Genomic DNA, 26772 nt, shown 5'->3' with positions numbered 1-26772 from the left:
TTTTAGAAACATCATAAATTGTTCCGGGTAACGGAATACGGGAAAGAAGGCTACGGAAATGTTGATTAATAAAAGCAGAGTGGTTATTGTCGGTGCGGGCGCGGTTGGGTCCTCTACCGCGTTCAGCTTGGTTACGCAGGGCGTCTGTGACGAGGTGGTGTTAACCGATATCCGCCAGGAAAAAGCGGTCGGCGAGGCGATGGATTTACGCCACGGCATAGAATACCTGAACCGGAATGTGGAGGTGCGCGCGGGTTCCTACGAGGACTGCGCCAACGCGGATATTGTTGTGATTACCGCCTCCGCTCCCTACGTTCAGGGGCAAAACCGCCTGGATATGCTGGAGGCAAGCGCGAAGATTGTAAAGAATATGGTGGAGCCGATTATGAAAACCGGATTTGACGGGATTTTTATTGTGATCTCCAATCCGGTCGACGTGATTTCCTACTATATTTGGAAGCTTTCGGGCCTGCCGAAAAACCAGGTTATCGGTACAGGAACGGCACTGGACACGGCCCGCCTGAAATGTTTGATTGCAAACAAAGTCGGCGTGGACCCGCGCAGCGTTCACTGCACGGTCATGGGGGAGCATGGCGATTCCCAGATGGTGCCGTGGAGCCGTGTGACTATTGGCGGAAAGGACTTTTTCAATATTATTGAGGATAACCGTCAGCGGCTGGCTGGAATCGACCTGGACGCCATGGTGCACGAAACAGCGGCGGCCGGGTGGGAAATTCTGCAACGCAAGGGCAACACCAGCTATGGCATTGCCACCACGGCGGTCGGCATTATCAAGGCGGTGCTCCAGAATGAAAATAAGGTGATTCCGGTTTCCACGCTTCTGGACGGAGAATATGGGGAAAAAGGCGTTTTTGCCGGGGTGCCCGCAATTCTAAACCGCAGCGGCGTCAAAGAAGTGGTGGAAGTGCGCATGACTCCGGAAGAACTGGCGCGTTTTAAACAGTCGGTTGCGGTCATCCGGAAATTCAGCGAAAAATTATGATGTGAGGAACTATTTGAATGAAACAAAACAGAGGATATCCGAAAATCAGTGTAACCCGCAAAGCGGAAAACAGCATTCATACGGGGCACCCGTGGATTTATAACACGGAAATCGAAAAGGTGGAAGGCGATTACCACAACGGTGACCTGGTGGATGTGCTCAATCCGCGTGGGAAATATCTTGGCACAGGGTTTATCAACGACCATTCCAAAATTCGCATCCGGCTGCTTTCCCGCAACGCAAACGATACGTTTGACGAAGCGTTTTTTGAACGCCGCCTGCGCTACGCTTGGGAATACCGCAAAACGGTTATGGGCGAAGACAGTTCCTGCTGCCGGATAATATTCGGAGAATCCGATCATTTTCCCGGCCTTACAGTGGACCGCTTTAATAATATTTTGGTCGCGCAGACGCTTTCGCTCGGAATCGAAAGAATAAAACCGATGCTGTTTTCACTTCTGTGCAAAATCCTCCGGGAGGACGGCCAAAAGATTGACGGAGTGTACGAACGCAACGATGTTGCTATCCGCGGTCTGGAGGGCATGGAGCAGAATAAGGGCTTTTTCCCGCTTGAGGGGATGCCGATGCCGGATTCCACGAAAACAACCATTGTGGAAAACGGCATTGAATATCTGGTAGATTTTGAAAATGGACAGAAAACCGGGTTCTTCCTGGACCAGAAATACAACCGGAAGGCGGTTGCCAAAATCAGCGCGGGCAAGCGTGTGCTGGATTGTTTTACCCATACCGGCTCGTTTGGGCTGAATGCCGCGAAAGGCGGTGCGGAACGGGTGCACTCGGTGGATATTTCCGCGGATGCGATTGCCATGGCGGAGGAAAATGCACGGCGCAATAACCTGCAGGACAAGATGACCTTTGAAACTGCCAATGTGTTTGACCTGTTGGCGGGAATGCCCGGCGGCGCAAAGAATCCTTACGATATGATCATTCTTGATCCGCCAGCATTTACCAAGTCGCGCAGCACGGTCGAAAGCGCCATGCGCGGTTACAAAGAGATTAACCTGCGCGCCATGAAGCTTTTACCGCGGGGTGGTTATCTTGCAACATGCTCCTGCTCACATTTCATGACAGAGGAGCTCTTTTGCTCCATGCTGCGCAGCGCTGCGTTCGATGCGCAGGTTATGCTCCGCCAGGTGGAAGCACGCCAGCAATCCCCGGATCATCCCATTTTGTGGAATGTACCGGAAACCAATTACTTAAAGTTTTACATCTTTCAAATCGTATAAAGTCCATTTACCAAGAACCTGCAGAAAGTTTGATTTCTGCAGGTTCTTTTTTATAAAATTCAAAAGACTGCTTGACAGCGGTTAAATTCCATGTTACTATATCAGCAAGAAGAAAATATTACTAATCAGATATGTATTATAAGGATAGGAGTGGGACAATGAGTAACAAAAAACTATCTTTTGGAATCCCGGATGTCTACCTTCTGCATGAGCGAATGTGTGGTTTCTGTTGCTAATCCATCCTATTTTTCTTTTGATTTATAACAACATGCAGAAGGAGTAATTTACGATGAGCGAAAGAAAATATAAATTTGAAACCATTCAGCTCCACGCGGGGCAGGAAAATGCGGACCCGGCAACCGATGCGCGTGCAGTTCCTATTTACCAGACTACTTCTTACGTTTTCAAAAATTCCGCGCAGGCTGCGGCTCGGTTTGGACTTGCAGAAAGCGGGAATGTGTACGGCCGGCTGATGAACCCGACGGAGGACGTGTTCGAACAGCGTATTGCAGCGCTGGAAGGCGGAGTTGCCGCGCTGGCGACCGCCTCCGGAGCGGCGGCGATTACATATGCAATTCAGAATATTGCCCACGCGGGGGACCATATTGTTTCCGCCACCACCATTTACGGCGGAACCTACAACCTGTTTGCCCACACCCTTGCGGCGTTCGGCATTACCACCACATTTGTGGATCCGGACGTGCCGGGCAGCTTTGAAAAGGCTATTCAGCCAAACACCAAGGCGATCTTTATTGAAACTTTGGGAAATCCAAATGCCAGCCTGATTGATATTCAGGCGGTGGCGGATATTGCCCATAAAAACGGGATTCCGCTGATTGTTGACAGCACCTTTGCCACTCCGTATCTTCTTCGCCCCATTGAATACGGCGCGGATATTGTGGTGCATTCCGCAACAAAATTTATTGGTGGGCACGGCACAACGCTGGGCGGCGTCATCGTGGATTCCGGCAAGTTTGACTGGGCAGCCTCCGGCAAGTTCCCGTGGCTGACCGATCCTGACCCGAGCTATCATGGAATCAGCTTTACAAAAGATGTTGGAGCCGCGGCCTACGTGACTCGCATCCGTGTTCTTCTGCTCCGCGACACGGGCGCTACCATCAGCCCGTTCAACGCATTCCTGCTGCTGCAGGGGTTGGAAACGCTTTCTCTCCGTGTGGAACGCCATGTGGAGAATGCGCTGAAGGTCGTGGATTTCCTAAAAAACCATCCGAAGGTAGAGCGGGTCAATCATCCGTCCCTGCCGGACAGTCCGTATCATGACCTGTATCAGAAGTATTTCCCCAACGGTGCCGGTTCCATCTTTACTTTCGAAATCAAGGGCGGTGCGGAAGAGGCCAAAGCCTTTATTGACCGTTTGAAAATTTTCTCCCTGCTTGCAAACGTTGCGGATGTAAAGTCGCTCGTCATCCATCCGGCGAGCACCACGCACTCCCAGATGACGGAACAGGAACTTTTGGAGTCCGGCATTAAGCCGAACACCATCCGACTTTCCATCGGTACCGAACATATTGACGATATTATTTACGATTTGGAACAGGCTCTGGCAGAATGATTCCATGAAAAGAAGCGCAACATAAAACAGCGCCCCATTTGTCATCCGGTATGATACCGGAACAAAGGGGGCGCTGCTTTTATGTGAAAAGAGGTACCGCAAAAATTAAAATTATGGGCAGACGATTATAGGGGGGAAAGGGTGCGCAGCCGTTCTACAACAGGTGGAAGAACAGCGAGAATTTCATCCACATCCTCCTGCGTATTTTGTTCGCTCAGTGTGATGCGGAGCGAGCCGCGGGCCATTTCGCGCGTGAGCCCAAGGGCCAGAAGAACATGGCTGGGATCCACGGAACCGGCCGTGCACGCGGAACCGGAGGAAGCGCAAATTCCTTTTGCGTCGAGCATCAGCAAAAGAGATTCACCCTCAACGCCCTCGAAGCACAGGTTCACATTCCCGGGCAGCCGCCTGTTGCGGTCGCCGTTTAGGCGGGAGCGTTCAATGTTCAACAGGCCGTCAATCAGCCTGTCCCGCATTTGGGTAAGACGGGCGTTCCGTTCTTCCATGCCGTCGCGGGTTTCCTTCAGTGCGGCGGCCAGCCCGACCGCTCCGGCAACGTTTTCCGTTCCGGCGCGGCGGCCGCGCTCCTGCGCTCCGCCGTAAATCAGGTTTGAAAGATTCAATCCCCGGCGCACGTAGAGTCCGCCGACTCCTTTCGGGCCGTGAAATTTATGTGCGGATAGTGAAAGCAGGTCGATGTTCTGCTCTTTCACATCAATGGGAAGTGCGCCTGCGGCCTGTACGGCATCGGTGTGGAAAATTACCCCGTGCTCTTTGCAGATTTTACCGATTTCCGCAATCGGCTGGATGGTACCGATTTCGTTGTTGGCATACATGACCGTAACCAGTGCGGTATCCGGACGAATGGCATCTTCCAACTCTTTCGGCCGAAGAATGCCGTCTTCATGAACGTCAAGATAGGTGACGGAAAAGCCTTCCTTTTCCAGTTCCTCGCAGGTGTGCAGCACCGCGTGGTGCTCGAAGCGGGAAGTGATGATGTGCTTTTTCCCTTGGGCAGCCATGCTGTGCGCTGTTCCCAAAATAGCCCAGTTGTCGCTTTCACTTCCGCCGGAAGTGAAGAAAAATTCGCTCGGCTGTGCCCCAAGGCATTGCGCGGCGGATTCCCGTGCAAGCTCTAGGTGGCGTTTAGCCTCCCGGCCGACGGAATATAAACTGGAAGCGTTGCCGTACCGTTCCGTAAAAAAGGGCATCATCGCATCCAGTACAGATTTGGAAAGCGGCGTGGTTGCCGCATTGTCCACATAAATGATTCGGTTCATAATAGCCAGATAGCCTCCATTCATGCGACCGCCTTTACCGGTGCTTTTCCGCTTGGGCAACGGCCAGCCGGTCGCACCGTTCGTTTTCCGGGTGACCCGCATGGCCTTTGACCCATTTTATGGTGACGCGGTGATATTCCAAAAGGGAAAGCAGCTCGTCCCACAGGTCGGCGTTCAGGGCGGGCTTTTTGTCGGATTTCCGCCAGTTGTTCCGCTTCCAGCTTTTTGCCCAGCCTTTTTCAATCGCGTCGCAGACATATTTGGAATCACTGCACAGGGTCACTTCACAGGGCTCTTTCAGTTGTTTGAGCGCCTCAATAACCCCGGTAAGTTCCATACGGTTGTTTGTCGTGTTGTGTTCGCCGCCGCTGAGTTCTTTTTCATGGCCGTTGTAACGGAGAATCGCGCCCCAGCCGCCCGGCCCGGGGTTGCCTTGACAGGCGCCGTCTGTGAACAGTTCCACCTGTTTCATTGTACCCCATCCTCTCTCTTATTATATAGTTATGATTTAATTATCCAATAGATTGAATGCAGAAAGATGGAAACACTGCTCTCGAAAATCCATACTTTCCGATCCAAGAAAATAGAAGCATCCGCTTTAGTGGATTCGAATCGGCTTCAGCCGATAAGCTTCACACAGGAAAACATTGAGCGGGAAAATACGCCGCCGAAGGCGGGGAGGAACTGTGTGCCGAACAGTATTTTCCGAAAGTGAAATCGACCGCAGCCGATTTCACTATTGTACCATATTTCATGAAACAATTCCAACCGCGATTAATCTGCGGGATTTGAGGTCATAATATATTTGTCTTACCACGGAATGCAATTACTTGACAGTGTTTCGGAATCAGGGTAGAATAAAAAAGATATTTGTGTCCGGATTTCTTTTGTAAGTTTATTTTAGACATTAAATATACTTAACAAGTCATTGATTTACAGCTGCCCGAAGCAGTGTAAAAAGATGCGAAAAAATAACAGGGAAAAGCCATGTTCGCTGGCACCGTTTACCGGCGGACCTTATTCGACTGCACCCTGAATTAACAATGGAGGTTATTTCGTGACGGAAAAAAATCAGAATAAGCCGGAGGAACGCGCAGAAGCAGCGGAACAAAGGACAGAAGCGGTCAGCGAGGCCAGCACATCTCTTTATCAGAAAGTAGTGCCGCCGAAGAACCGGGGAAAGAGAACGGAAACTGCAGCAAAGCGCACCCAGTCGGCAAAGCCGGCGGATCAGGTAATTGGAGGAGAGTCGGTTACGGCTCCGGCTCCGCAGCAGCGGCGCAGAACGCAAAAGCGCTCGCAGCGGAAGCCCAGCGGCAAGCAGACTGCTCCGGCATCACAGGCAGCTTCGGCAGCTGCTTCAACGGTTGAGGCGTTGGCAGCACCGACTTCCAATGCCAAGCAGCCGCGCCGCCAGTCTGGAAGACGCGGGCGCAAAAGTGCGCCAAAGCCGTCTATTAAGGTATATTTTTTAGGCGGACTGAATGAAATCGGAAAAAACATGACCCTGTTTGAATGCGGGGACGATATGTTTATTTTAGACTGCGGTATGGCTTTCCCGGACGACGACATGCCCGGCGTGGACCTTGTTCTTCCCGATTTTACTTTTGTGGAGCGCAACGTGGATAAAATTCGTGGACTGGTTCTTACACACGGCCACGAGGATCATATCGGAGCCATTCCTTATTTGCTGAAAAAATTCAATCTGCCAATTTACGGCACCCGTTTGACACTTGGTCTTGTTGGGGGTAAACTGAAGGAACACGGACTGGCGAACAAAACCAAAATGAATATCGTCAATCCGGGTGAACATGTAAAATTAGGCTGCATGGATGTGGAGTTCATCCATGTGAACCACTCGATTCCGGATGCGGTTGGCGTGGCGATTCATTCCCCTGCGGGCACACTGGTGCATACCGGTGACTTTAAAATCGACTGCACCCCCACACAGGGAGGCATGATTGACCTGAACCGCTTTGCCCAGCTGGGGCAGGAAGGGGTTCTCGCCCTGTTTGCCGATTCTACCAATGCCGAGCGGCCCGGCTATACCATGACGGAGGGCAAAGTCGGCGAGTCGTTTGAGCGCCTGTTCCAGCGCGCAGAAAACAGCCGTATTATTATTGCAACGTTTGCTTCCAACGTCAGCCGTGTGCAGCAAATCATCAACTGTGCCGCGAAATTCGGGCGGAAAGTGGCTCTTTCCGGGCGCAGCATGATCAACGTGATGGGCATCGGCGTGGAAATGGGATATTTGAATGTGCCGGAGGGCGTGCTGATTGACCTTGACATGATCAACCGCTATCCGAAGGAAAAAGTCGTGCTGGTTACCACTGGCAGCCAGGGCGAACCGATGAGCGCGCTGACGCGCATGGCGTTTGCCGACCACCGCAAGGTGGAGGTCGGCCCCGGCGACTTCATCATTATTTCTGCAAGACCGATCCCGGGCAATGAAAAAACCGTTGGAACCGTAATTGACGAACTGATGAAGCGCGGCTGCGAAGTAGTTTACGAATCCATGTACGAAGTGCATGTATCCGGCCATGCCTGTCAGGAAGAACTGAAGCTGATTCAGGGCATTACCCGGCCGAAATATTATATTCCGGTTCACGGCGAGCAGAAGCACCTGCGCAAGAACGCCGGTCTGGCCTATGCCATGGGGAAAGACGCTTCCAATGTCTTTATTGGGGATATTGGCGACGTGCTGGAACTGAACCAGGATTATATGAAAAAACTCGCACCCGTGCCGGCCGGAAGGGTTCTTGTGGACGGCCTCGGCGTTGGCGATGTCGGCAGCATTGTGCTGCGTGACCGTAAGCATCTTGCGGAGGACGGCCTGATTGTTGTGGTCTGCACCATCAGTGCGGACGACGGGCAGGTTATTTCCGGGCCGGACGTGGTTTCCCGCGGATTTGTATACGTGCGGGAGTCCGAGCCCCTCATCGACGAAGCGAGAAAACTGGTGTCCGACGTATTGGATACCTGTATTCAAAATAACATTCATGACTGGGGAACGCTCAAAACCCGCGTGAAGGATGAGCTTTCCCGCATGCTTTACGACAGGACAAAGCGCAGTCCTATGATTCTTCCGATTATTATGGAAGTATAATGTTTCTTCCGCTGGCAGCAGGGTGGAGGCAGGATCGCGAAGCAGCTGCAAAGAGGTGATGAACTTGAAAAGAAAAGTATGGGTTTCTTCGCCGGTATTTTATATCATTACCGGGGCCATGCTCATTATGGCCGGCATCAGTTGGTTCTGGAACCGGATTGTCTTTTTTGCGGAGCTGGCGGTTTGTGTTGTTGCCATCGCGGTGGTTGCGCTTTTAACGGAGCATTTTCACGTGCACGTTGCCGCAGCGGTAAAAAGCGCGCAGAAAGTGTTGAGCGGCGATGAATACCGTGCGCTCCAGAACTTTACCATGCCGGTTGCGGTGGTCGGCGACGAAGGCGACATTATCTGGGTCAACCAGGCGTTTCAAAGTTCGGTCAGCGCGAAGCGGGAATCCCGGGGCGAAAACATTCTAAAGTTCATCTACCCCAAAACCCTGCAGCAGATTATGGAGAACAGCGGCACCAATATTACGGTTGACCGCAGGCAGTACACGGTTTTTGCCGCCAAGGCGGAGTATGGCAGCATCGTCTATTTTGTGGACGATACCTATTATAAAGAGATTAACCGCGAATACACGGAGCGCCGCCCGGTGGTTGCACTTGCGTCGTTTGACAACCGGGAGGAACTAGCCCGTGATTCCACCGGAAGCGAAGATTCCCGTATTACCTCCGAGGTAGAGGCCGCGCTCATCGACTGGGCGCGCAGTATGAACGGCTTTTTCAAAAAGCTGAGCGGGGGGCGCTATCTGATTCTGACGGATGAAGCGCATACCCGTGAAGCCATGGAAAAACGGTTTCAGATTCTGGACACCGTTCGTAACATCAAAGCAGGGGAGCGGCGCAGCGCTACGGTTTCCATTGGGATAGGCCGCGGCGCTTCCACCCTAATGGAAGCAGAAGAATGGGCGCGCAAGGCGCTTGAGATGGCGCTTGGGCGCGGTGGTGACCAGGTGGCCGTCAAACAAAAGAACGATACATATGAGTTCTTCGGCGGCCTTTCCAAAGGAGTAGAAAAACGAGATAAGGTGCGCACGCGCGTAATTGCGGCAACGCTTTCCGACCACATTCGCAGCAGCGACAATGTCCTGATTATGGGACATAAATATTCGGATTTGGACAGTGTGGGCGCTTGCATTGGTATGTGGAGCGCGGCTGCCAGAGCGCTGAAAAAACCGGCTTTCATTGTGGTGAACCGGCATCAGACGATGGCAGCTCAGCTGATTTCTTCCATGGAATCCTCCGAGGAGGGCCGGATTTTTATTTCCCCAATGGAGGCGCTGAGCCTGGTTTCGCCGAAAACTATGCTGATTGTGCTGGACACCCATTCCCCGGACTTTGTGGAAAGTGCGGAACTGTTAAACGCGGTCCCGCGCGTTATGGTAATCGACCATCATCGCATGATGGTTAAACACATTGAAAAAGCGCTTGTATTCTATCATGAACCGTATGCCAGTTCCACTTCGGAAATGGTTGCGGAATTGGTGCAGTATATCGGCGACGGCGTGCTCAATCAGCAAGAGGCAGAAGCGCTTTTGTCCGGCATCATGCTGGACACCAAAAATTTTGTGCTGAAAACCGGTGTGCGTACCTTTGAAGCGGCGGCTTATCTTCGCGGGCGAGGTGCGGATACCGTTCAGGTGAAACGGCTTTTTTCGGACTCGATCGAGTCGTATCAGGCAAAATATGAAATCGTTTCCCACGCAGAGATTATGGACGACTGCGCCATTGCCTGTGTGGAGCACGATTTTGCAGACGTTCGCATCACTTCCGCGCAGGCGGCGGACGAACTCTTGTCCATACAAGGGGTTCGGGCTTCCTTTGTGATTTTTCCGGGGGACGGCTGCGTCAGCATTTCTGCCCGTTCGCTGGGCGAAGTAAACGTTCAGCTGATTATGGAGGCGCTGGGCGGAGGCGGTCATCTGACCATGGCAGGTGCGCAGCTTTCTGATGTGGACATCAATCAGGCGAAAGAGAAGCTGATTGCGGTGATTCATGACACCATGGCGAAAGCGATTGAGTAATCTTATCGTATTAATTTACAAGTAATTTCATTCAGGAGGATCGATATGAAGGTAATACTGCTGCAAGACATTAAGGGAAGCGGAAAAAAGGGCGAGCTGGTCAATGTCAGCGACGGTTACGCGCGCAACTATCTTTTTCCGCGCAAACTCGCGAAAGAAGCAAACGCGCAGGCCATGAATGAGCTGAAAAACGCAGAAGAGGCCAAGGCCCACCGGATGCAGGTCGAACTGGACAACGCGAAGAAAACCGCTTCGATGATCGACGGCAAAAGCGTGAAGCTTTATGCCAAGGCGGGTCAGGGCGGCCGCCTGTTCGGTTCCATTACCGCAAAGGAAATTGCGGAGGAGCTGAAAAAGCAGTTCAAAGTGGATATTGATAAACGCAAGATTGCTTTGGACGGCGATATTAAGGCATTTGGAACGTTTTCGTGCGAGGTTAAGTTTATTAATGGCATTACCGCCAAGGTTTATGCGGTCGTGGGGGAAAAGGAATAACGCGCTGATTTGGGCGCCGGGCCTGGTTTTCTAAAAATTTATAACAGAAAATTATAATTCATTCCGGCTTGATTTTTAAAAAACGGGTCTTGAAAATTCGGGGGTGACAAAATGGACGACAGTATAACGGGCGGATACAATGCGCTAAACCTGCCTTTCAGCCTGGAAGCGGAGCAATCCGTGCTGGGTGCGGTGCTGCTGGATTCTTCCTGCATGGACCGCGTGGCGGAAATCCTGCCGCGCCCCGATTTTTTTTACCAGACGAATAACAGCCTTATTTATTCAGTCATGCTCGATATGTTTACGGTGGGGAAACCAATCGATTTTGTCACCGTACTCGAGCACCTGAAAGAAACGAAAGGTTTTGACGAGGCAAACGGAAAGACCTATTTGCTTCAGCTGGCGCAGCTGGTGCCTTCCATCTCGAATGTGGAATCCTACGCGCGCATTGTGCGGGACAAGTACGACATTCGCACGCTGATTACCACCGCGCGTGATATTTTGGAGGAGGCTTCCTCTGGCGCGGCCGACGCTTCCACTCTGCTGGACGCCGCAGAACAGCGCATTTTCGATATCCGGCGCGGCAAAAATATGCAGGGGCTGCAGCGAATCGATGAAGTCATTGTGCAGACCTTTGACCGTTTGGACTTGCTCAATTCCCCGGATGCCGACCTTTACAAGGGAGTTCCGACCGGAATCAAAGAGCTGGACGATACCATTACCGGGCTGAACCGCACCGACTTTATTCTGCTCGGCGCGCGCCCCGGCATGGGAAAGACAAGCTTTGCGCTGAACATTGCAAGGCACGCCGCGGTGAAGGCGGGCAAAAAGGTTGCTTTTTTCTCTTTGGAAATGGGCCGGGAACAGTTGACCTCCCGTCTTCTTTCCACGGAAGCCATGGTTTCCGGCACCAAGCTGCGTACCGGTAAACTGGACGACGACGAATGGGTTCGTCTAATTGAGGCTGGAGATATTCTTTCAAAGGCCGATATATATTTAGATGACACTCCTTCCATTACCATTCCGGAGATGAAAGCGAAACTGCGGCGGCTGAAAAATGTGGACCTGGTCATCATTGACTACCTGCAGTTGATGACCTCATCCCAAAAAATCGACAACCGCGTGCAGGAAATTTCCCAGATTACCCGAAACATGAAGATTATGGCCAAGGAACTGAATGTGCCGGTTTTGGCGCTTTCCCAGCTGGCCCGTGACAGTGAAAAACGTACCAACCACCGGCCGGTGCTTTCCGACTTGCGTGATTCCGGCTCGATTGAACAGGATGCCGATATTGTGCTGTTCCTGTACCGCGAAGAGTACTATCAGGATTCCGAAACCCCGTCGGAAAACAGCGACCATAACAGTGGTGAGTGTATCGTCGCCAAAAACCGTCACGGCGAAACAAAAACGGTTCCGCTACACTGGCAGGGCGAATTCATGCGTTTTACTGCGCAGGAGGTTGTCCGGAGTGAATAAAGAAAGCGGGGATTTTGCACCGATGGAATCCGAACCGGTTTCTCCCGAAAAAATCCAACACATTCAGAAAAAAATTGAGCGAGTAATCGCCGAGTGGAACATGCTCCCCGAAGGCTGCGGCGTAGTGGTCGGCCTTTCCGGGGGTGCGGATTCCATGGCGCTTGCTCATTTTCTTTTTCAATATGGAAAAGCACGTCATATTCCGCTCACAGCGGCGCATATTAACCATGGGATCCGTGGGGCGGAGGCGGACCGCGACGAGCAGTTTGTATCCGACTGGTGCAAAAAAAATCAAATTCCTTGCAAAGTGCTTCATGCCGATGTTCCAAAGCTGGCACGCGAACGAGGAATGGGTTTGGAGGAATGCGGCCGCGCCGTGCGTTACGAATTTTTTCGGAGTATCTGTGGGAAAAATGACCGCATTGCCACGGCGCATACCCTTTCCGATCAGGCGGAAACGGTTCTGATGAATCTGGCAAAAGGCGCGGGCACGCATGGATTGCGTGGAATTCCGCCGGTGCGCGGGCAAATTGTGCGGCCGCTACTGGCTGTAACGCGCGCTGAGGTGGAAGCCTACTGCGCTTATTATCAGCTTTCCTATGTGACGGACAGTACGAACGATTCGGAAGAATACGCGCGCAATAAAATCCGCCATTCTGTCATTCCCGCCCTGAAGAAAATCAACCCTTCCTTTGAATCGGCTGTTGCCGGAATGACCCGTCACTTAAGCCAAGACGACTTTTATTTAAGTGAACTGGCACGCGAGAGTCTTTCAAAGGCGCAGTACCACGGCGGCTACCGCGTAAGCCTTCTTCGCAGGCTTCCCCAGCCGGTGCTGGCACGTGCTGTGATGCAGGCAATATCCGCCGTTTCTTCCGCGAGGCAGTCTTCCGGCAATATTGAGGCAGTTATGGAAATTTTACGTTCGGGTTCCGGTTCTGTTACGGCTGCGGGCGGAATACAATGCACCATACAAGGTAATACTCTTTTTATTGCGCCCCAAAGTGCGGCCGGAAATATGCCGGAGCACTGGTGCGTTCCGTTTTGCGCGGAAAGAACCGTTCTGCCGGACGGCCGGGTGCTTTCCGTGGTCCCAATATCCCGAAAAGAATATGAAAACAGGCTGAAATTTAATAATTTGTTATTTAATAATGCGATTAACTATGATACAATATTTAAGATTACTTCGGTAAGAAACCGAAGCAACGGCGACGTTTTCCGCCCGGCGGGGCGGGGCGTGACCAAAACTCTGAAAAAACTCTTCAACGAGGCACGACTGGAACCGATGCTCCGTTCTAATGCCGTAATTCTGGAAAGCGGCGGAACCATTGCATGGCTTGAGGGATTCGGTGCCGGCGAGGGGTTTTGTATCACAGACAAGACGCAGAATATAGCGGAAATTATAATTGTTTAAGGAGTGCTAGGTTTTGAGAAATGATATTGAGTCGGTTTTGTTCACAGAGGAGCAGCTTTCCAGAATTGTAAAGAATATGGGAAAGCGCATCAGCGAGGATTACAAGGATAAAAATCTGTTGATGATTAGTGTTTTAAAGGGTTCTGTGGTGTTTATGGCCGACCTTATGCGCGCGGTCACCATCCCGTGCAGCATTGACTTTATGTCCGTATCCAGTTACGGTTCCGGCACTAAGACCTCTGGCGTTGTAAAAATTACAAAGGACCTTGATATTAATTTGGAAGGTTACGACCTTTTGGTTGTTGAAGATATTCTTGACAGCGGCCTCACCTTGAGCTACATACTCGAGCTGCTGCAGTCCCGCTCGCCAAAGAGCATCCGGCTTTGCACGCTGTTTGATAAGCCTGACCGGCGTACTGCCGATATTAAAGCGGATTATGTTGGAACGGTTGTTCCGGACGAATTCATTGTCGGGTACGGTCTGGATTACGCGGAGAAGTACCGGAATCTTCCGTTTGTCGGTATTTTAAAGCCGGAAGTTTATTCGAAATAATCCAAGCCGATTCGGCTCAGGTAAGGAGTGATTACCACGGACAATAAGAAAACCATTAAAAATATAGCTCTGGTTCTTGGCGTCCCAATTCTGCTGTTTATTCTAATTGCGTGGATTTACGGCAGCCGGCCGCAGAAGACTTATAATTATTCCGATATTGTCAACAATTTTAAAACGCAACAGGTGACGGGATTTTCCCTGGATATGGGAAGCGGGGATATGATCATCACCTTGAAGGACAACACGAAAATCTCTTATGTTGCTCCGAATTCCTTGTTGATTTATCAGGAAATTTCGCCGTACATTGAGCAGTACAACAAGGACAATCCCTCGAAGCCCATGACTTTCGACCTGAAACGCCCGGCGGAAACGTCGTGGCTGACCAGCATGATCCCCATGTTGGTGATTATGATCGCCATGGTGCTGGTATGGTGGTTCATGATTAAGCGCCTCAACAGCGGCATGGGCGACGCGGGCAAGCAGATGAATTTCGGCAAGGCTCGTGTAAAGCAGATGGCCGACGAGAAGCGCAAAACCACGTTTGCCGATGTGGCAGGCGCGGATGAAGAAAAAGAGGAACTGCGTGAAATTGTGGAGTTCCTGAAAAATCCGAGAAAATACAACGAGCTGGGCGCGCGGATTCCGAAGGGCGTGCTGCTGGTGGGCCCTCCCGGTACTGGTAAAACCCTGCTGGCCCGCGCGGTTGCTGGCGAGGCTGGGGTGCCGTTCTTCTCCATTTCCGGCTCTGATTTTGTGGAAATGTTCGTAGGCGTCGGTGCATCCCGTGTGCGCGACCTGTTCGAACAGGCTAAGAAGAATTCCCCCTGCATTATTTTTATTGATGAAATTGACGCGGTCGGCCGTCAGCGCGGCGCCGGACTTGGCGGCGGGCATGACGAACGCGAACAGACTTTGAATCAGTTGCTGGTGGAAATGGACGGCTTTGGCGCGAACGAAGGCGTTATTATGATTGCCGCCACCAACCGTCCGGATATCCTTGACCCGGCGCTGATGCGCCCCGGCCGTTTTGATCGTCAGGTCATGGTTGGCTATCCGGATATTAAGGGCCGCGAAGAAATCCTCAAGGTTCACGCCCGCGGCAAGCCGATTGCCCCGGATGTGGAACTGAAAACCATCGCAAAGTCGACCGCTGGGTTTACCGGCGCCGATTTGGAAAACCTTTTGAACGAAGCGGCGCTTCTTGCGGCGCGTAAGAACCTGAAAGCCATTACCATGAATGAAATTGAGGAAGCTTCCATTAAGGTTGTAATGGGCACCGAAAAGAAGAGTCATGTAATGACCGAAAAGGAAAAAACGTTGACGGCTTACCACGAAGGCGGTCATGCCGTGACTGCGTATTTCTGCCCGACTCAGGACCCGGTTCACCAGATTTCCATCATCCCCCGCGGAATGGCGGGCGGTTATACCATGCAGCTTCCAACGGAAGACCGTTCCTACAAATCCCGCAAGGAAATGCTGGAAGAGCTGAATGTTCTTCTGGGCGGCAGAGTGGCAGAAGCGCTTACGCTTGATGATATTTCCACCGGTGCTTCCAACGATATTGAACGCGCGACCAAAATTGCGCGCAGCATGGTAACTAAATACGGCATGACGGATGAACTTGGCCCGATTATGTACGGTCAGGATGACAGCGAACCGTTCCTTGGCCGTGATATGGGGCACATCCGGAATTATTCTGAAACGACGGCGTCATCAATCGACGAGGAAATCCGCAGCTTGATGATGAACGCTTACCATAAGACGGAAGACATTCTCAAGGAGCATATGGATAAACTTCATGAGGTTGCGAAGTACCTGTATCAGAATGAAAAAATGTCGGGCGAACAGTTCCGTGAAATCATGGAAAGGCCCACCGCCCCGGATGATTCGAACGGGTCAGAAGTGACCGTTACCACAGTAGAATAAAAACACAGGGGGAATGTAATCTGCATTTCCCCTTTTGCTGTGTCTATAGGCTCTTCCTTTTTGCAAAGCTTTTGGCCGTGGTGTGCGGCGCAAACCGGAAACACGAAGATATTTCATAATAGGAAATTCTACAGAAGTGAATTGGATTTTCAGGCTGCCTGTAACTTCCAAACGGGAGATTTGATTCGGTGGATGTTCCCGTGGCAGCAGGCTTTCATTGATACCATCGGCTTGTTCCCATCATCATTGTACATAGGGGGTACTGTTATGCAAAAAAATACTACCCGGGTTTTGTTCGGCATCATGTTTATTGTTGCAGCGGTTATCGTTTTTGGAAACGCCACCGGTTTGTGGTATGTGCAGAATTTCAGCGGATGGTGGACGGTTTTCCTGATTGTTCCCGGTTTGGCCGGACTGATCAGCTATGGCTATAATACAGGCAGCCTTATTCTGGTGCTTCTGGGCACGTGGCTGCTGGCGCGTGCACAGGGTTGGCTTCCCTGGCAGTTGGCGAACAGCCTTATATGGGTCGTGATTTTACTGCTGATTGGCTTGCGCCTGATTGTGGGCAACCGTCGCTGGCATCCGTCGTGGAACGGCCATGCTCCGAACGACGCTGCGGTGTTTGAAGGTGTGAAGGGCGCAAACGACACAAGCGGTACTGTGAACTACAGCGCAATTTTCAGCTCGGTGGAGGTAGCAAATACCTCCACTGCATTCTTCGGCGGAACGATTTCCGCGGTGTTTGGTGGGGCTGTCATTGACCTGCGCAACGCGGTTCCGGTGAATGGAGCGGTGTTGGAAGCCAATTCGGTATTCGGCGGAATTACGATTTTTGCTCCTCAGAATTGTCGGATTCAGGTGAGCGGCGCGCCTTTCCTTGGCGGCTGCCAGTGCACAGCGGTGCGCCCGAACGATCCTTCGCTGCCCTTGCTGATCATTCGGTATACTTCCGTTTTTGGGGGAGTCAACATTAATTAGCAGGATACATACCGCTTTTTATAGAGCCAGGCACGGTCAAAAGTTTCCCATTGATTCATACTTGTTTTTGGGGAACCTGATTTCTGCCAAAGTCGGACTTTTTTAGGGTCTGGTTTTGGCGGTATTCCGCCCGACTTGAAAGCGGCTTTTGCCTATGGGGATTGCTTTTCGGAAGAGAAAAGCTGTATTGATTGCAAAAATGCATTAGGAGCGAATTCAGAACATGACGAAAAAAACGGAATATGGAAATGAGAGCATCTCGTCGCTGAAAGGCGCGGAACGCGTGCGGCGCCGTCCCGCGGTAATTTTCGGTTCAGACGGCATTGAGGGATGCGAACATTCCATTTTTGAAATTCTGTCCAACGCGATTGATGAAGCGCGGCAGGGTTACGGTAAAGAAATTATCATTACACGGTATGAAGATTATTCGGTGGAGATAGAGGACCACGGCCGCGGCTGCCCGGTGGATTTTAACCCGAAAGAGCAGCGCTACAACTGGGAGTTGGCTTTCTGCGAACTGTATGCCGGCGGAAAGTATAACAACGGTTCCGACGAAAGCTACGAATATTCCCTCGGCTTGAACGGTCTTGGCCTTTGTTCCACACAGTATGCTTCGGAGTATATGGACGCCGAAATTCGCCGGGACGGTTTCCGCTATACCCTGCATTTTGAGCACGGGGAGAACGTAGGCGGCCTGCATAAGGAACCGTACAAGGGAAAAGATACCGGTTCCAGATTTCGCTGGAAGCCGGATTTAGCGGTTTTTACCGACATTGCTGTTCCGGTAGAGTACTATTTGGATATTCTGAAACGACAGGCAATTGTAAACGACGGCATCCGCTTCATCTTCCGCAATCAGGTCGGTTCTTCGTTTGAGGAAACCGTGTTTGTTTACGAACAGGGTATTCTGGACCATGCGAAAGAGATTGCCGGGGAGAATTCCCTGACACCGGTTCAGTTCTGGCAGACGGAACGCAAGGTTCGCGACCGTGAGGACAAGCCAGAGTACAACACCAAGATCAATGTGGCGGTGGCGTTTTCCAACCGAAACCATCAGGTGGAATATTACCACAATTCCAGCTGGCTGGAGCACGGCGGTGCGCCGGACAAGGCAGTGCGGAATGCGTTTGTATATCAAATTGATTCGTATTTAAAGCAAAACGGAAAATACAATAAAAACGAAAGTAAAATTACGTTCGCAGACGTGGAGGACTGCCTGATTCTGGTGATTTCCTCCTTCTCCAACCGGACTTCGTATGAAAACCAGACAAAGAAAGCCATTACCAACAAAGGAATTCAGGAAGCGATGACGGATTTTCTGCGCCATCAGCTGGAAATTTACTTCATTGAAAATCCGATGGATGCGGACAAAATTGCCGCGCAGGTGCTGATTAATAAGCGCAGCCGCGAGGATGCGGAAAAAACGCGCCTGAATCTGAAAAAGAAACTGACAAGCAACATGGATTTGACCAACCGCGTTGCAAAGTTTGTGGACTGCCGCAGCAAAGACGCCAATGAACGCGAGATTTTCATTGTGGAAGGAGATTCTGCTTTGGGCGCCTGCAAACAGGCGCGTGACCCGAATTTCCAGGCCATTATGCCGATTCGCGGAAAAATCCTCAACTGCCTGAAAGCGGATTACGATAAAATCTTTAAGAGTGAAATTATCACCGACCTCATCAAGGTGCTGGGCTGCGGTGTGCAGGTGAAATCCAAAGCGAACAAAGAGCTTTCTTCGTTCGACCTTTCCCTGCTGCGGTGGAACAAAATCATCCTCTGCACGGATGCCGACGTGGACGGCTACCAGATTCGCACGCTTCTGTTGACGATGCTTTACCGCCTGACACCGGCGCTGATTGACGAAGGTAAGGTGTTTATTGCGGAATCCCCCTTGTTTGAAATACAGACAAAGGACGAAACGTATTTTGCCTATACGGAGCGGGAAAAGGACAGCATCCTGAAATCACTGGAGGGAAAGAAGTATACTATTCAGCGTTCCAAAGGGCTTGGTGAAAACGAACCCGACATGATGAACCTGACAACCATGAATCCCGCCACGCGCCGCTTGATTAAGGTGCTTCCGACGGATGCGCAGAAAACCAGCATGGTCTTTGACTTGCTGCTCGGGGATAACCTGAACGGCCGCAAAGACTATATTGCGGAAAACGGGTATCGTTATATTGAATCCGCTGATGTAAGTTAAACCTTTTCGCGGTTTAACGAAAAGATTATATGGAATAGGGTGGCCTAAATCAATGCCAAAAAAGAGAACGGAGCAGCATGCGGTTCAGCCGCGTGCGAAGGGAGTTATCGCGGGTGCGGGGGAAGTGATTGAACAGCGCATTACCGACACGCTGGAAACCAACTACATGCCTTACGCCATGAGCGTGATTCTTTCGCGTGCAATTCCGGAAATTGACGGTTTTAAGCCGTCTCACCGCAAGCTGCTTTATACCATGTATAAAATGGGCCTTTTGGGGTCTGCAAGAACCAAAAGCGCCAACATTGTTGGGCAGACCATGCGGCTTAACCCACATGGCGATGCCGCGATTTACGACACGATGGTGCGCCTCAGCCGTGGCTACGAGGCGCTGCTCCATCCTTATGTTGATTCCAAGGGAAACTTCGGTAAGTTTTATTCCCGGGATATGGCCTGGGCTGCCTCCCGTTACACGGAAGCACGGCTAGACAGTATCTGCCAGGAGCTATTCCGCGATATCGACAAGGATACCGTGGATTTTGTAGACAATTACGACAATACCATGAAGGAGCCAACGCTGCTTCCAGCTACGTTTCCTTCGGTTTTGGTCAATGCCAACACCGGCATTGCGGTGGGCATGGCAAGCTCCATTTGTCCCTTCAACCTCAGCGAGGTCTGCCAGACAACGATTGCGCTGATGCGTGACCCGCAGCACGAGGTTGCCTCCACGCTGATTGCCCCGGATTTCCCGGGCGGTGGCCAGATTATTTATGACCGTCCCGTTCTGGAGGAGATTTACCGCACCGGGCGCGGCAGTTTTCATGTGCGCGCGCGCTATTCATATGACAGTTCCGCCAACTGTATTGATATTACCCAGATTCCACCGACCACTACGGTGGAAGTGATTGTAGAAAAGATCATCGAGTTGGTGAAACAGGGAAAAGTCAAGGATATTTCCGATATCCGCGATGAAACGGGTTTGGACGGCCTCAAAATCACGATTGATTTGAAGCGCGGTGTTGACCCGGACAAGCTGATGCAGCGCCTGTTCAAACTGACAACGCTGGAAGACAGCTTTTCCTGCAATTTTAACGTTTTGGTGGGCGGCGTTCCCCGTGTAATGGGCGTAGCGGAACTGCTGGAGGAATGGACGGCATTCCGCATTGAATGCGTGCGGCGGCGTACGTTTTTCGACCTGACCAAGAAGAAAGAGAAACTTCATCTTCTCAAGGGCCTTCAGGCTATTCTGCTGGACATCGACAAGGCAGTTTCCATTGTCCGTCATACCGAAGAGGAAGCTGAGGTTGTTCCCAACCTGATGATTGGCTTCGGCATCGATGAAACGCAGGCGGAATTTGTGGCGGAAATCAAATTGCGCCACTTGAACCGTGAATACATTTTGAAGCGTACGGAGGAAATCGGCCAGCTGGAGCAGAAGATTGCAGAGCTGCAGTCGGTTTTGGACAGCCGTTCCAAGGTCCAGTCGATTATCATCGCCGAATTGAATGAAGTGGCGAAAAAGTATGGCCAGCCCCGCCGTACCATGCTGATTTATCCGGATGAGATTGAAGAGTATTCCGAAGAGCAGGATATTCCGGATTATCCGGTGAACCTGTTCTTTACCAAAGAGGGCTACTTCAAGAAAATTACGCCGCTTTCCCTGCGTATGGGCGGCGACCAGAAGTTGAAGGAAGACGACGTTATTATCCAGCACATAGAAGATACCAATTTGGCAGAACTGCTGTTCTTTACTGACCGCTGCCAGGTTTACAAAGCAAAAGCAAGCGACTTCAGCGATACGAAGGCCAGCGTTCTGGGCGAATACATTCCGGCAAAGTTGGGGATGGACGAAGGCGAAAGCGCCGTTTATATGGCGGTGACGAAAGATTACACTGGTTACATGCTGTTCTTCTTTGAAAACGGCAAGGTGGCTAAGGTTGATATGAACGCCTATGCGACCAAAACCAACCGTCGCAAGCTCATCGGCGCGTACAGCGACAAGTCGCCCATCGTAGCGATCTTCTACATTCCGGAAGACGGTGAATTTCTGCTGACTTCCTCGCAGGGTCGGATGCTACTGATTCATACCGGCGCGATTCAAAGCAAGGCAACGCGCAGCACGCAGGGCGTTGCGGTTATGACGCTGAAACAGAGCGGACGCGTCCTCAAGGTAGAAGCGTACGAGGAAGGCATGCTGAAACGTCCGGACCGCTACCGTAAAAACATTCCGGCTGCGGGCGCTCTGCCGACGGCAGAGGACACTGAAGGGGAACAGCTGAAGCTGTAAAAACAATAAAACAAAAAACGCCGCTGAACAGCCAATAGCTGACAGCGGCGGGACGTTTCAGAGCGGCAAACGCTTTCGCTCGGATAAGTCCGTTCGTAGATTTCCCGAAAATCTCGGCACTATGCATAGTCCTTTATTCTCCGCATAAAATATTGCTTGCAATGGCGTACTTTATGTGGTAATATAATGTAAGTTGTTTAACGTTATTCGGAGGTGCGTCATGTCAGCGGCTGAAATTATTTTCGGAATTATATTGTTACTCTTTTCGATAGCGATAACCATCATTGTTCTTCTTCAGGAAGGCCATCAGCAGGATCTTGGGGCGATTACAGGCGGCGCCGATACTTTCTTATCCAAGAATAAGGCTCGTTCGGTTGATGCGTTTCTTGCAAGATGGACAAAGGTGATTGCAATCGGTTTCTTTATTCTCGTGATTGCAATTAATGTTTATATGTACTTTGCTCCGAAAAAATAATGTTCAAAAAGGCCCCGCTGATACGGCGGGGCTTTTTTTATTCAATCAATGCGATGATTTCGCAGGAGGAACCAACTTGGAAGAATTAAAAAGCAGAATTCTGAAATATATGCAGCAGTCACCGCAAAGCATCTCATCCCGCGGCCTGATCAAAAAGCTGAAGGTTAAAGATCATAAGGAGTTTTACCGGGCGCTGAACGAGTTAAAGCAGGAAGGAAAGGTTTCCGTCAGCAAAGACCACCGCGTCCGTCTGCCGAAGCGCAAGGAAACCGTAAAGGCAAAAATTATCTCCCTTTCCAAGGGGTTTGCTTTTGCGCGCCCGGAAAACGGCGGCGAAGATGTGTTTATTCACGCGGACCGGCTGAACAGCGCGTTTCTTGGGGATACGGTGGAACTTAAGAACCTGCGGCGCGATGAAAAAGGTCCTGCGGCTGAGGTAGGAACCATCTCGGAACAAGCAAGCCGCAGAATTACCGGTACGCTGAACCATGAAAGTGGTTCTTATGAGCTGATTCCCGACGACGCGATCCGTTACCATATTCCGATTGAAAAAAGAAAAGGAATGAAAGGCAGGCACGGCGATAAAGTTCAGGTAGAAGTCAGCCGGGTTCCCCATACCTCCGGGTATTCCGGCCGGATTGTCAAGGTGTACGGAAAATCGGAAAGCGCGAAAATCTGCGCAGATGCCATTATCGACCAGAACGGAATCCCTTCGCACTTCCCGGACGAAGTGCTGACGGAAGCCCGTGAGATTGCCTTGCAGAAAATCACGGAAGAGGATTTGAAAGGCCGCCTGGACCTGCGGGATACGAATATCTGCACGATTGACGGCGAAGACGCAAAAGACCTGGACGATGCAATCTCGGTGAGCCGGACGAGAAATGGCTATAAACTAGGGGTGCATATTGCGGACGTAAGCCATTACGTAAAGGAAGGCAGCGCCATTGACGCAGAAGCCTTCCGGCGCGGCACTTCGGTTTATTTTGCAGACCGGGTGATTCCCATGCTGCCGCAGGAGCTATCAAATGGAGTTTGTTCACTGAATGCCGGGGAGGATAAACTGACCTTTTCTGCAATCATTCATCTGGACAAGCAGGGCAATATTCTGTCTTATCAATTCCGAAAAAGCGTCATCAATTCCAAGGTGCGGGGTGTTTACTCCGAAGTGAACCGCCTCTTTAACAAAACTGCGGATGCGGCGCTCAAAAAGAAATACGCGCCGGTGATTCGTTCCCTCAATGCTGCACGTGAGCTGGCCAATATTTTAAAGAAACGCTCCATTTCTAACGGTACCATTGATTTGGACAGCACGGAATCCCGTTTTACGCTGAATGAGGATGGAATCTGCGTGAATGTGGAACCGCGCCACAGCGGGGAAGCCGAGCAGATGATTGAACAGCTGATGATTACCGCGAACCAGGCGGCGGCAAAACTGGCAAGGGAAAAAGAAATCCCGTTTGTCTACCGTGTTCATGAACTTCCCAGTCCGGAACGGGTGGAAACTTTAATACAAATCGTGGATGCATTAGGACTAAATACAAAAAGATTAAAGCATAAAGGCGATCTCAGTACGGCGGATTTCGCGGATATTATGAATCAGGCCGCGGGAACTCCCGCGCAGAAAGTCATATCCCATCAAATTCTGCGCACGATGGCAAAGGCTCGGTACGACACAAACCCATTGGGGCATTTCGGGCTGGCGCTGGCAGATTACTGTCATTTTACCTCGCCCATCCGCCGCTACCCGGATACGGCCATACACCGCATTCTCTCCGCACTGCTGCAAAAAGTCGGAAAAGAAGAGCTGAACCGCCGCTACCTTGCGTTTGCAAACGGTGCCGCAACCCAGTCCTCCCAGGCGGAAATTCGGGCCATGCAGGCAGAACGCAGCGCGGAAGACTGCTATATGGCGGAATATATGACACAGCATATCGGCGAAGCTTACACTGGTGTAATCAGTGGCGTGACACAGCGCGGAATTTTTGTGGAGCTTCCGAATTCCGTAGAGGGCTTTGTCCCGATTGCCTCGTTTGAAAACGCCGATTATCAGTTTGACGGACTGATTACCCAGGTGGACCGCAGGACGGGGAACAAACTGACCATTGGGCAGACGATTGATATTCGCGTAGCTGCGGCGGACGTTGCCAGCGGACGAATCGATTTTGTGCCGGCGGATGCGGAAGTGGAGATATCGGCGGACTGATTTGCCGAAATTGTAAATTTTTATAAATTGCGTACAAATTGATTTTATTGGTATAAAATTTGGAATAAATGACCATCATACTAACATAAATTTAACCGAAAGGCGGAGCTGTTAGTATGGAGTCTGTTTTAAAGCTGATTCAGCGCACGGATTGCGCAGCCGTACAAGAAAATGAAGAGCAAAAACAAAGGCTGCTAGAAGAGATAAAGGAAGTCGTACGCTTGATCGCATGTAATGATAACTGGTTTGAACAGGAAAGCGACGAAAACCTAATCGATGCATGCATCTATCAGCGTGAAGAATTGTATTCCCGCTATCGTTACCTGTTAAAAGCGGCCAGACAGCAGGGCGTTAACTGCACCCCTTTCACAAAGTCAATTTCCAACGGATGAAAGTCTCCTGAAGAGCGGAAAACGACTGAAAAGTGTGTGCGTCTGCCAGGGGTTTTAAAGCGTAATTGACTTTAGTAAAATACACGGAGGTGTTATTTTGCCGTACCTGGTCATTGTCCTCACGGCATGTGGGGTATTTGGACTTCTTGTTCTGATTCAGGTCATTGTCAAAGCGCCCAAACCGGTGCAGCGCGCTTTCGGTGGTGTACTTACGGGGCTGTTTGCACTTGCCGCGGTGGATTTCACCGGATTCTTCACCGGCGTTTCGCTGCCGCTCAGCCCATTGGCAATCGGAGTTTCCGGTGCAGCGGGAATCCCCGGCGTTACCCTTTTACTCCTGTTGAACCTGGTGTTCCAGTGAGCGAAAGAGGGTACTGCAGAATGAATTTCCATTCGTTCTGCAGCACCCTCTTTTTGTAGTTCAAGCAAGCTTTAACAGTAACCAAAAATGTGGGTTAGACCTCACCCACAATTCTTCGTTGAAAATAGGGAGCTTCTATAAGGTAAGAAGGGCTTTGGCAGGGAGGGGGCAGGGGGTGAGAAGAGTCATTGCAAGCGTAAGAAAGCCCCGAGTGCCTAGAGGCGCAGTCGGTAATATTGGACTTTTCCCATATATGCAGAACCCGCGGTTGAGCCGGGGATAACTCATTGTCTTTGGGTGCTTATCTTTACAGCAGCCAACCAGTCAGGTGTTTTCCTTCAGAATTTCAGCCGCAACGTCATGGTTCCCGGTTACCAGGGCGAGCATCATGCGGTAAACGGTTTCCGGAGAATTGTGAAACTGCTCTTTCACCATATTGGCCTGGAATTTGTCCGGAACATGCAGCGTAAAGCTCATCAATTCCAGATTGCCGCCGGAAATGTGGCACCGCACCTGGTAGCCGCGCTCATCCCGGAGGATTTCCACGGAATTTTCCTGTTCCCGCTTCGCTTTTGCCAGCAGGGTAATTGCTGCCGCTACCGCTTTATCGCGCACGGAATGGGGCAGGGCGGTGTCCAGCTGTTTTGCAATCAATTTTGCGGTATCGCTGGCCGTGCAGAGTTCTTTCTTCTCACCGCTGACGATGATATTTCCGTGTTCCGCCAGTTCCGAAAGTGCATCGGTTACTTCAAAATAATTGGCAAAACCGTTATCTTGAACAATGTTCAAAATATCTTCTTTGGAAAGAGGGGCGTTTACGCTGGACAGGAGGTAACAAATCAAGATTCGAATCTCGTTTTTTGTTCGCAGCCCGCCCGGTTCTACTCCGCCGGTGAAAGCATCAAACTCCATTTATAGCACCTCCGGTATTAAAATACAGCTGTTTCCGACTATAAAAAAGCCAAAGCTCACACGCCCAGGGGCAAGGGCAGGTTGCTTTGACTGTTTTCTTTTATTTTATTTTACCACATGCGGACAGGTGTTTCAATCGGAATTCTGGGAATTACGGCCTGATTTATTAAACACATATTTGGTCTTAATGGTTTGCAAAATCTTTTCCTGCTCTTCCGGCGTGCATACTCTAAAAAAGCCGACCAGTTCTTTTTCCCGATTCGAGAGTTCATAAATATGGCTGGAATTCTTCTTTCCCTGAATAAAGCTGGATGAGTTTCCGCTGTCCGACACACTCTCCGGTGATTTTTCGTCGGCGAGCAGCTCATTAATCGGAATATTGAAAATACGCGAAAGATTCATCAGAACATTGATGTCCGGCATGGTTTTTCCAATCTCATAGTAAGAGTAGGTGGAACGGTCTATATTAAGAATTTTGGCTATCTGATATTGAGTATATCCGCTTTTTACGCGGAGTTCACGCAGTCTTTCGTTAATACAAATTTCACTCATGACATACACCGCCTTTCGCTTTGATATACATCATATTATCCTAAATCGATTATATAATTGATTTGCTTTTTGACAGTAATTGCGTGATTATTATTCACGAACGGGCCGCAAATTTTACAGTTTTCAAATAATTTTTTTCATCAAACCCTTGACTGAAATGGCTAAGTTATGTATAATGGGTTAGTCGTTGAAAAACGCTACTGTGGCTCAGTTGGTAGAGCAGCGCATTCGTAATGCGCAGGTCGTCAGTTCGAGTCTGACCAGTAGCTCCAAAAAATCCTGCAGACGGTTTATCCGTGGGCAGGATTTTTTT

21 protein-coding genes and 1 tRNA gene are annotated in these 26772 nt (G+C 50.7%); 18 read left to right on the top strand and 4 right to left on the bottom strand.

Going from position 1 to position 26772, the window contains the following annotated elements; translation table 11 throughout:
- Positions 1–58: 58 nt before the first annotated feature.
- The 3 genes from ACSVDI_RS10465 (at position 59) to ACSVDI_RS10455 (ending at position 3823) form a co-directional block, all read left to right on the top strand.
- Positions 59–1003, top strand: coding sequence for an L-lactate dehydrogenase (locus ACSVDI_RS10465; protein ID WP_457942742.1), 945 nt, complete (start codon positions 59–61; stop codon positions 1001–1003).
- 17 nt (positions 1004–1020) lie between these two features.
- A complete protein-coding gene (locus tag ACSVDI_RS10460) occupies positions 1021–2250 on the top strand; it encodes a class I SAM-dependent rRNA methyltransferase (protein ID WP_457942741.1) in 1230 nt (409 codons plus the stop codon).
- A gap of 289 nt (positions 2251–2539) precedes the next feature.
- Positions 2540–3823, top strand: coding sequence for an O-acetylhomoserine aminocarboxypropyltransferase/cysteine synthase family protein (locus ACSVDI_RS10455; protein ID WP_457942740.1), 1284 nt, complete (start codon positions 2540–2542; stop codon positions 3821–3823).
- A 125-nt stretch (positions 3824–3948) separates the two neighbouring features.
- On the opposite strand, the gene nifS is transcribed toward ACSVDI_RS10455, so the two are convergent.
- On the bottom strand, positions 3949–5127 hold the full coding sequence (nifS, locus tag ACSVDI_RS10450; protein WP_457942739.1) for a cysteine desulfurase NifS: 1179 nt from the start codon (positions 5125–5127) through the stop codon (positions 3949–3951).
- Positions 5128–5137: 10 nt separating this feature from the next.
- Complete coding sequence (gene rnhA, locus ACSVDI_RS10445) at positions 5138–5575, bottom strand: ribonuclease HI (protein ID WP_457942737.1); 438 nt, start codon at positions 5573–5575, stop codon at positions 5138–5140.
- A gap of 585 nt (positions 5576–6160) precedes the next feature.
- Here rnhA and ACSVDI_RS10440 point away from each other — a divergent pair.
- The 14 genes from ACSVDI_RS10440 (at position 6161) to ACSVDI_RS10375 (ending at position 24995) form a co-directional block, all read left to right on the top strand.
- On the top strand, positions 6161–8209 hold the full coding sequence (locus ACSVDI_RS10440) for a ribonuclease J (RefSeq protein ID WP_457942735.1): 2049 nt from the start codon (positions 6161–6163) through the stop codon (positions 8207–8209).
- A 64-nt stretch (positions 8210–8273) separates the two neighbouring features.
- Complete coding sequence (locus ACSVDI_RS10435; RefSeq protein WP_457942733.1) at positions 8274–10232, top strand: DHH family phosphoesterase; 1959 nt, start codon at positions 8274–8276, stop codon at positions 10230–10232.
- 45 nt (positions 10233–10277) lie between these two features.
- Complete coding sequence (gene rplI, locus ACSVDI_RS10430) at positions 10278–10727, top strand: 50S ribosomal protein L9 (RefSeq protein ID WP_457942731.1); 450 nt, start codon at positions 10278–10280, stop codon at positions 10725–10727.
- A gap of 111 nt (positions 10728–10838) precedes the next feature.
- Positions 10839–12203 (top strand): replicative DNA helicase, encoded by a 1365-nt coding sequence (gene dnaB / locus ACSVDI_RS10425; protein WP_457942729.1) that lies wholly within the window; start codon positions 10839–10841, stop codon positions 12201–12203.
- Positions 12196–13617: a tRNA lysidine(34) synthetase TilS gene (gene tilS, locus ACSVDI_RS10420; protein ID WP_457942727.1), complete on the top strand. Its 1422-nt coding sequence runs from the start codon at positions 12196–12198 to the stop codon at positions 13615–13617. The genes dnaB and tilS overlap by 8 nt, the downstream gene beginning before the upstream one ends.
- Positions 13618–13630: 13 nt before the next feature.
- Positions 13631–14170 (top strand): hypoxanthine phosphoribosyltransferase, encoded by a 540-nt coding sequence (hpt, locus tag ACSVDI_RS10415; RefSeq protein ID WP_457942725.1) that lies wholly within the window; start codon positions 13631–13633, stop codon positions 14168–14170.
- Between the two features lie 27 nt (positions 14171–14197).
- A complete protein-coding gene (gene ftsH / locus ACSVDI_RS10410) occupies positions 14198–16096 on the top strand; it encodes an ATP-dependent zinc metalloprotease FtsH (RefSeq protein WP_457942723.1) in 1899 nt (632 codons plus the stop codon).
- Positions 16097–16363: 267 nt separating this feature from the next.
- Entirely contained in the window at positions 16364–17077 is a 714-nt protein-coding gene (locus ACSVDI_RS10405; protein ID WP_457942721.1) for a LiaF transmembrane domain-containing protein, read from the top strand.
- A gap of 223 nt (positions 17078–17300) precedes the next feature.
- Positions 17301–19280, top strand: a complete 1980-nt coding sequence (locus ACSVDI_RS10400) for a DNA gyrase/topoisomerase IV subunit B (RefSeq protein WP_457942719.1) — start codon at positions 17301–17303, stop codon at positions 19278–19280.
- 52 nt (positions 19281–19332) lie between these two features.
- On the top strand, positions 19333–21564 hold the full coding sequence (locus ACSVDI_RS10395; RefSeq protein WP_457942717.1) for a DNA gyrase subunit A: 2232 nt from the start codon (positions 19333–19335) through the stop codon (positions 21562–21564).
- 220 nt (positions 21565–21784) lie between these two features.
- Positions 21785–22039: a preprotein translocase subunit SecG gene (gene secG / locus ACSVDI_RS10390; RefSeq protein ID WP_457942715.1), complete on the top strand. Its 255-nt coding sequence runs from the start codon at positions 21785–21787 to the stop codon at positions 22037–22039.
- A gap of 76 nt (positions 22040–22115) precedes the next feature.
- On the top strand, positions 22116–24242 hold the full coding sequence (rnr, locus tag ACSVDI_RS10385) for a ribonuclease R (protein ID WP_457942713.1): 2127 nt from the start codon (positions 22116–22118) through the stop codon (positions 24240–24242).
- Between the two features lie 116 nt (positions 24243–24358).
- Positions 24359–24634, top strand: a complete 276-nt coding sequence (locus ACSVDI_RS10380; RefSeq protein WP_457942711.1) for a DUF2508 family protein — start codon at positions 24359–24361, stop codon at positions 24632–24634.
- Between the two features lie 97 nt (positions 24635–24731).
- Positions 24732–24995 carry a pro-sigmaK processing inhibitor BofA family protein gene (locus ACSVDI_RS10375; protein ID WP_457942709.1) on the top strand — a complete coding sequence of 88 codons (264 nt, stop codon included), beginning with the start codon at positions 24732–24734 and terminating at the stop codon, positions 24993–24995.
- A gap of 324 nt (positions 24996–25319) precedes the next feature.
- Here ACSVDI_RS10375 and ACSVDI_RS10370 read toward each other — a convergent pair whose 3' ends face one another.
- Positions 25320–25907 carry a DUF4364 family protein gene (locus ACSVDI_RS10370; RefSeq protein WP_457942707.1) on the bottom strand — a complete coding sequence of 196 codons (588 nt, stop codon included), beginning with the start codon at positions 25905–25907 and terminating at the stop codon, positions 25320–25322.
- 132 nt (positions 25908–26039) lie between these two features.
- Complete coding sequence (locus tag ACSVDI_RS10365) at positions 26040–26459, bottom strand: helix-turn-helix domain-containing protein (RefSeq protein ID WP_457942706.1); 420 nt, start codon at positions 26457–26459, stop codon at positions 26040–26042.
- 196 nt (positions 26460–26655) lie between these two features.
- Here ACSVDI_RS10365 and ACSVDI_RS10360 point away from each other — a divergent pair.
- A tRNA-Thr gene (locus ACSVDI_RS10360) sits at positions 26656–26731 on the top strand.
- Positions 26732–26772 lie beyond the last annotated feature (41 nt).

The organism is Caproiciproducens sp. LBM24188 (genome assembly GCF_054130445.1).
Note: the sequence above shows the minus strand (reverse complement) of the source record. Positions and strands in the feature narration are given on the sequence as shown.

What these genes read in the sequence shown, in the direction of transcription:
- secG (WP_457942715.1), top strand. Translation starts at nt 21,785, where the DNA reads ATGTCAGCGGCTGAAATTATTTTCGGAATTATATTGTTACTCTTTTCG.
- ACSVDI_RS10395 (WP_457942717.1), top strand. Translation starts at nt 19,333, where the DNA reads ATGCCAAAAAAGAGAACGGAGCAGCATGCGGTTCAGCCGCGTGCGAAG.
- ACSVDI_RS10400 (WP_457942719.1), top strand. Translation starts at nt 17,301, where the DNA reads ATGACGAAAAAAACGGAATATGGAAATGAGAGCATCTCGTCGCTGAAA.
- ACSVDI_RS10380 (WP_457942711.1), top strand. Translation starts at nt 24,359, where the DNA reads ATGGAGTCTGTTTTAAAGCTGATTCAGCGCACGGATTGCGCAGCCGTA.
- ACSVDI_RS10405 (WP_457942721.1), top strand. Translation starts at nt 16,364, where the DNA reads ATGCAAAAAAATACTACCCGGGTTTTGTTCGGCATCATGTTTATTGTT.
- ACSVDI_RS10370 (WP_457942707.1), bottom strand. Translation starts at nt 25,907, where the DNA reads ATGGAGTTTGATGCTTTCACCGGCGGAGTAGAACCGGGCGGGCTGCGA.
- dnaB (WP_457942729.1), top strand. Translation starts at nt 10,839, where the DNA reads ATGGACGACAGTATAACGGGCGGATACAATGCGCTAAACCTGCCTTTC.
- ACSVDI_RS10365 (WP_457942706.1), bottom strand. Translation starts at nt 26,459, where the DNA reads ATGAGTGAAATTTGTATTAACGAAAGACTGCGTGAACTCCGCGTAAAA.
- ACSVDI_RS10455 (WP_457942740.1), top strand. Translation starts at nt 2,540, where the DNA reads ATGAGCGAAAGAAAATATAAATTTGAAACCATTCAGCTCCACGCGGGG.
- rnhA (WP_457942737.1), bottom strand. Translation starts at nt 5,575, where the DNA reads ATGAAACAGGTGGAACTGTTCACAGACGGCGCCTGTCAAGGCAACCCC.
- ACSVDI_RS10460 (WP_457942741.1), top strand. Translation starts at nt 1,021, where the DNA reads ATGAAACAAAACAGAGGATATCCGAAAATCAGTGTAACCCGCAAAGCG.
- nifS (WP_457942739.1), bottom strand. Translation starts at nt 5,127, where the DNA reads ATGAATGGAGGCTATCTGGCTATTATGAACCGAATCATTTATGTGGAC.
- rplI (WP_457942731.1), top strand. Translation starts at nt 10,278, where the DNA reads ATGAAGGTAATACTGCTGCAAGACATTAAGGGAAGCGGAAAAAAGGGC.
- ACSVDI_RS10465 (WP_457942742.1), top strand. Translation starts at nt 59, where the DNA reads ATGTTGATTAATAAAAGCAGAGTGGTTATTGTCGGTGCGGGCGCGGTT.